Genomic DNA, 6,000 nt, shown 5'->3' with positions numbered 1-6,000 from the left:
GCGCCAAGGCCATCAAGCCTTGGACCGACAGCTACAACCTCGACCGCCCACACTCAGGCATAAAAGGCCTCACGCCCTGGCAGCGGGTGAACAACCTTCTTGGAAACGACACCTAGACCTGCATCAGCCGCCACTCGCCGCGGCCGTCCTTGCAGGCGTTGTAGCGTTCGGTGGTCGGGCGCTGGCCGCGGGTCGAGACCTGGGCGGCGATGGTGCGGCACGACGGCTCGGGGCCGTAGCCGCTGGCGGTCAGCAGGCTGCTCGAGACATAGCCCGTCCCGTAGCCGCCGCGGCCGATCAGCAGCCAGTTCGAACCCGGGACGCCGCCCAGCACCTCGACGCGCTCGCCGGCCGACAGCTTGCCGACCACGCTCTCGCTGGTCGACGGACCGGCGCGCAGGTTGGCGGTCGAGCGGACGGTGTAGTCGGCGCCGACGGCGTCGTAGCTGGCCAGCTGACGGACGTTGCGCTCGAAGCGCAGCTGGTCGCCGGCGATCGGCGGGCCGTAGGTCGAGGCGACCACGTCGACGCGGCCCGAGGCGCCGGTGCGCGGGTTGCTCCAGGCCTGCGACTGGCCGGTTTCCAGGGCCTTCTTGGTGGCGGCCTGGGCGCGAGAGGTGTCGGTCGACTGCATGCGGCAGCCGATATAGGAGCCCGCCGCCGCGCCGGCGGCCGCGCCGACCAGGGCGCCCAGGCCCTTCTCGTTCTTGGCCACCTGGGTGCCGAGCAGGGCGCCGACGCCGGCCCCGATCAGGGCCCCGCCTTCCTGCTTGCCGCCGCTGGCGTCGCACGAGAACAGGCCGCCCAGCGGCTTGCCCTGGGCCAGGGCCGGAAGGGGCGCGGCCAGGCCGCTCGCCATGATGGCGACGATGGAGAGAGCGGTGGTGATGGACTTGCTCATGACGCGATCCTCTAGGGGTTTGACGTCGCCGCCGCCGCCCGTGCTATCGTTCAGGTGAACAATGATAAGGGAGGCGACGATGGGTAATACTGCACCGTCCGACTATAGCTGTTTCACGGTAGAGGTCGAAGCGGGCGTAGCTCACCTCAAGCTGATAAGGGCCGAAAGCTTCAACTCCATGACGCGTTCGTTCTGGCGGGAGCTGCCGGCGATCGTGAACGACCTCGATCAACGGGGCGGGGTGCGGGCCATCGTCATCTCCTCGACCGGCAAGCACTTCAGCGCCGGCATGGATCTTTCGGTGTTCGCCGACGAGGGAATCACCGGGGGCGAGCCGGCCGATCGCCACGTGGCCGCCGAGGCCTTCCGCCACAAGGTCAAGGGCCTGCAGGAGACCTTTTCGTGCCTGGAGCGGGCGCGGATGCCGGTGATCATGGCCATCCAGGGCGGCTGCATCGGCGGCGCGGTCGACTTCGCCACCGCCTGCGACATCCGCTACGCCGCCTCGGACGCCTATTTCGTGATCCAGGAGATCAATATCGGCATGACCGCCGACGTCGGCACCTTCCCGCGGCTGTGCAAGCTGATCCCGGAGGGCTGGGTCAAGGAGCTGGCCTATACCGGCCGCAAGCTGCCGGCGGCCAAGGCGCTGGAGCTGGGCCTGGTCAACGCCGTGTTCGACAGCCACGAGGCGGTGGTCGCCCACGCCCTTGAGACCGCGCGCGAGATCGCCTCGAAGACCCCGCTGGCGGTCACCGGCAGCAAGGTGATCATCAACTACGCCCGTGACCACTCGATCGCCGACACGCTAGATTACCTGGCCGTCTGGCAGTCGGGCATGCTGGCCGGTCCGCACATGGCCGAGGCCTTCGCCGCCAAGGCCGGCAAGCGCGAGCCGGTCTATCCAGACCTGGCGCCGATCAAGGCCGGGATTTGAGAACCTAGATCTTCCGGGTGATCTCGATCGACTGCCAGTCGGAGCCGGGGCCTTGGCCGTCGATGTCGAAGCTGTAGTGGACCGCGCGCCAGCCGGCCTTCGTGCTGCGATGCCAGCCGATGGCCTTCCAGCCGTCCGGCCGGGTCAGGGCGGCGTCGAAGTCGGGCGCGCCCAACGGCTGGCCCAGCACCGGCTCGGCCTTCAGCCGGGCGACCGTGAGCGCCGTGTCGGCCGGCTGGATGTAGAGCTTGCACTCGGACGTGCCGCTGAGGTTGCCCACCGTCAGCAGCACGGGGCGCCCGGCGATCGTACCCTGACGCGCCTCCTGCAGCCTCAGAACGCCGTCCTCGGCGAGCTGGGCGGGCAGGGCGTCGCGTCCCAACACCGTCCAGCCCGTGGCGCGGGCCTTGCGCCGGATCTCGCCGTGCGAGGCGGGGGTGATGCAGATGTCGCGGAAGGCGGCCATCTCGCTGCTGACGTCCGGCGCGGTGACGGGTTGGTCGGCGACGGCGAGGGCCGCGCCCCCGACGGCGAGGACGGCGGCGGTGCAGAGGGTGACGAGGAGAACGCGCTTCATGACCTGAGGTTGTGCGGCGGCGCAGCGCCACCGTCAAGCCGGATGCTTTACCGCCCTTGCCAGATCTCCGGATGCTGGTCGAGGAAGGCCGCCAGCCGGATGGATATCCCCTGCTGGTCGCGGGCCGAGGGGTGCCAGTCGCAGGCGGTCAGCTCCATCTCGCCCACCGGGATGACGGCCAGGCGGGTCTCGCCGCCGGCCTTCAGGGTCTCGGCGACGCGGTCGACCTGGGCGGCGATCTCGTTCTCGGCGCTGGGCGGGGCCAGCAGGATCACGAAGGCCTGGGGCTGGCGGGCGCGGATCTCGCCCACGAAGCGGACATAGGTCGCCACGTAGTCGTCGCGCAGCGCCTGGCGGTCGGTCCACCGCTCGCCGGGCTTCAGCGGTGTGGAGAAGTCGTTGGTGCCCAGGTTGATCACCACCACCTGCGGGCGCCAGTCGTCGTTCCGGTAGGCCGGGGCCGTCCCCAGCAGGGCCTTGGGCCAGGCCATGGGCAGGGTGTCGCCGGCCATGCCGTCGAAGTTGCGAACGATCCCCCGGCCGGAGATGGCGTTGACCTGGCGGTCGGCGCCGAAGCGCTGGGCGGTCAGCGGGCCGAAGGCGATGGAGTTGTCGGTGGTCATCCATACCCCGTCGCCGGGGCAGGCGCGGACGTCGGACGCATCGCCGTAGCCGACGCTGTGGGAGTCGCCGATGAACTCGATCTGGCGGCGGGGCGCGGCCAGGGCCAGGGGTTGGCCGTCGGCCAGGAAGAAGCCGCCGAAGCGGGCCGGTGCGGCCTGCATCTCGTTGACGACGCTGGCGCGCACCAGGTGACGGCCGTTGGCCAGGCCCTCGATGCGGTAGAGGCCCGGCGCGGGTTTCACCAGGCGGCCGACCGGCGCGCCGTCGACCGACAGGTGCAGGATCTGGTCGCCGGCGCCGATCTTGAACAGCACCGCCTCGCCGGCGAAGGCGGCCTCGAAGCGGGCGCTGGGCCACTGGTAGGTCCAGCCTTCAGGTCCGGCGACCACGCGGCCGCCGGCGAGAGCGGGCAGGGCCGTCAGCGCGGGAGCGTCGGCGACGGGGGTCACGCGCGGCTGGGCCAGCGCGAGGACGGGGGTCAGGGCGGCCAGCGCCGCGGCTGTCAGAAGCCCTCGAAGTCCCATCGCGCCCTCTCGTCGTGTGCGAAGGCCTCGTGTAGCGGGTAGGGGCGATAAGGAAAGACGGAAAAGGTATTCTGGGCTTCCCTCTTCCCTTGCGGGAGAAGGATCACTTGGCGCCGAAGCCCTCGGGCAGTTCCGCGCCGCGCAGGTCGCAGCCGGCGAGGTTGGCGCGAGACAGGTCCGCGCCGATCAGGCGGGCGCGGGCGGCGCTGGCGCCCGAAAGGTTGGCGCCGCGCAGGGTGGCGCGGGTCAGGTCGGCGCGCAGGGCGCGGCCCTCGCCGATGACCAGCGGTCCCAGCTTGGCGCCCGAGAGGTCGGCGCGGGCCAGGTCGGCGTCGGCCAGGCGCGCGCCGCGCAGGTCGGCCTTGCGAAGGTTGGCCCCGCGCAGGTCGGCGCCGACGAGGTTGGCGCCCTGAAGCTCCGCGCCCTCCAGGTCCATGCCGAACAAGATCGAGCCGGGGGCGGCCAAGCCGCTGAGCTTGCGGCCCTTCAGGCGGCGCAGCGGACGGAAGTCGACCTGCGGGATGCTGATCGCCCGGCCCCTGGCGCCGCCGCTGGCGCAGAACGCCTCGTGCTCGTCCAGCAGGTCGTGCAGCGGCTGGTCGTCGACATAGATCAGAGGCGGCGGGGCGCGCAGCACCTCGGCGAGGTCGGCGTCCTCGAGGTTGGCGCCGGAGGTGTCGACCCCGGTCAGCACCGCGCGGCGCAGCAGCGCGCCCGACAGGTCGGCCCCGAAGATCTCCGCCCCGGTCATGTCGACCCGGTTCATGGTGGCGTTGTTCAGCCGCGCGCCCGACAGCGTGGCGCCCGACAGGTCGGCGTCGGTCAGGTCGGCGGCGCGGGCGAAGGCGCCCGACATCTGGGCCCCGCTCATCTTGGCGCCCTTCAGCAGGGCGTAGTCGAGGCCGGCGCCGTCCTCGGCGTGGCGCAGCAGGCGGAAGTCCTCGGCCCCGTCCTGAACGGCGGTCAGTCCCTCGCGCAGGTCGCAGCCGGAAAGGTCGGCGCCCGACAGGTTGGCGCCGCGCAGATAGGCCCCGCGCATGTCGACCCGGGTCAGGCGCGCGCCGCGCAGGTCGGCGTCGCGCAGGTCCGCGCCGTACAGCACCGCCCTGTCCAGGATCGCACCGCGCAGCGATGCCCCGGCCAGCAGCGCGCCGGTCAGGTCGGCTTCGGAAAGATCCGCGCCGTCGAGTTCGAAGTGAGACAGGTCCAGATAGGCCAGGGTCGCGCGACGCCCGCCGGGCAGGCCCTTCATATACCGCACGTGCGCCTCCACCGCGGCCTTGACGGCGGCGGCGGGAGCCTTGCGGATCAGGCTCTGCGGCGATTGGGCGGGAAGGGGCGACATTGGCTTTTTTATCAAGTGTTCCGGCCGTTTATGCCGAAACTCCGCTTAAGGAACGGTTTGTTTCTCGGCTGTGAAACAAGTCACAGCCAGCCTTTTCGCCTGAACCATATCAGCGGCACGAGCGCGGCGAGGAGCATCAGGCCCAGCGCCATCGGATAGCCCTCCATCCAGGCGAGCTCGGGCATGTGCAGGAAGTTCATGCCGTAGATCCCGGCGATCAGGGTCGGCGGCAGGAACACCACCGAGAACACCGAGAAGATCTTGAAGATCTGGTTCTGCTCGATGTTGATGAAGCCGAGCGCCGCGTCGAGCAGGAAGGTGATGTTGCCCGACAGGTAGCTGGAATGGTCGGTGATCGACTGCACGTCGCGCTGCAGCGATTTGAGGTGATCGCGCAGTTCCCTGTCGCCCTCGAACTGCTCGGCCAGGCTGGCGAACGACAGCAGGCGGGCCAGGCTCACCAGGCTGTCGCGGGCCTTGGCGTTGACGTTCTGGGCCCGGCCCAGGCGGCTGAGGATCTTTTCGAAGGCCGCGCCGCGCGGACGGCTGAAGATGGTGCGCGACTGGGTCTCGACCTCGCTTGCGGTGCGCTCGAGGATGTCGGCGGTGCGGTCGACCACGGCGTCCAGCAGGCCAAGGAAGGTCTGCGGGCCGTGCGGGCACAGGCTGGGCTGGCGCTCGGCCTGGGCGGCGAACACCGAGAAGGCGCGCGGCTCGACGTAGCGGATGGTCACCAGCTTGTCGCCGGCCAGCACGAAGGTCACCGGGGCGGCCGTGGGCAGTTCGCCCTCGGCGTTGACCAGGATCGTGGCGGTCATGAACGTGCCGCCGTCCTCCTGGTAGAGACGCGAGGAGGCCTCGATCTCGGCCATTTCCTCGCGAGTGGGCAGCAGAAGGCCGATCGACTGCTCGACGGCCACTTCCTCGGCGCGGGTGGGGTCGACGAGCTCGATCCAGACGGCGTCGGCCGGCAGGCGCCAGTCGGGCGTATGGCCGCCCGGCTCGAAGCCCGGGGCGCCTTGTCGGAGAACTCTCAGCATGGATCGACCCGGACCTTCACCTCACGGGTGTGGCAGGGGCCTTCGGTCGCGT

The 6,000-nt window shown here is 70.5% G+C and carries 6 protein-coding genes and 1 pseudogene; 2 read left to right on the top strand and 5 right to left on the bottom strand.

Annotation, left to right across the window (positions count from 1 at the left end; genetic code table 11):
• Positions 1–116, top strand: a pseudogene (locus DDF67_RS26465) (IS481 family transposase); the annotation flags it as partial.
• Here DDF67_RS26465 and DDF67_RS03925 read toward each other — a convergent pair.
• The gene (locus DDF67_RS03925; protein WP_109099637.1) at positions 113–901 is read right to left on the bottom strand and encodes an SH3 domain-containing protein; all 789 of its coding nucleotides are present in this window, start codon (positions 899–901) and stop codon (positions 113–115) included. The pseudogene DDF67_RS26465 and the gene DDF67_RS03925 sit on opposite strands and share 4 nt — an antisense overlap.
• Positions 902–980: 79 nt before the next feature.
• Between DDF67_RS03925 and DDF67_RS03920 the strand changes: the two genes are divergently transcribed.
• Entirely contained in the window at positions 981–1,838 is an 858-nt protein-coding gene (locus DDF67_RS03920; protein ID WP_109099636.1) for a crotonase/enoyl-CoA hydratase family protein, read from the top strand.
• 4 nt (positions 1,839–1,842) lie between these two features.
• Here DDF67_RS03920 and DDF67_RS03915 read toward each other — a convergent pair whose 3' ends face one another.
• From DDF67_RS03915 to corA, 4 genes are all read right to left on the bottom strand, one after another.
• Positions 1,843–2,415 (bottom strand): hypothetical protein, encoded by a 573-nt coding sequence (locus tag DDF67_RS03915; RefSeq protein ID WP_109099635.1) that lies wholly within the window; start codon positions 2,413–2,415, stop codon positions 1,843–1,845.
• 47 nt (positions 2,416–2,462) lie between these two features.
• Positions 2,463–3,563: an SGNH/GDSL hydrolase family protein gene (locus DDF67_RS03910; protein WP_109099634.1), complete on the bottom strand. Its 1,101-nt coding sequence runs from the start codon at positions 3,561–3,563 to the stop codon at positions 2,463–2,465.
• Positions 3,564–3,666: 103 nt separating this feature from the next.
• Positions 3,667–4,908, bottom strand: a complete 1,242-nt coding sequence (locus DDF67_RS03905; RefSeq protein ID WP_109099633.1) for a pentapeptide repeat-containing protein — start codon at positions 4,906–4,908, stop codon at positions 3,667–3,669.
• A gap of 80 nt (positions 4,909–4,988) precedes the next feature.
• Positions 4,989–5,948 carry a magnesium/cobalt transporter CorA gene (gene corA / locus DDF67_RS03900; RefSeq protein WP_109099632.1) on the bottom strand — a complete coding sequence of 320 codons (960 nt, stop codon included), beginning with the start codon at positions 5,946–5,948 and terminating at the stop codon, positions 4,989–4,991.
• Positions 5,949–6,000 lie beyond the last annotated feature (52 nt).

Origin of the sequence: Caulobacter endophyticus (assembly GCF_003116815.1) — a bacterium.
In the GTDB taxonomy this organism is placed as follows: domain Bacteria; phylum Pseudomonadota; class Alphaproteobacteria; order Caulobacterales; family Caulobacteraceae; genus Caulobacter; species Caulobacter endophyticus.
This window is presented reverse-complemented; position numbering and strand designations above follow the sequence as displayed.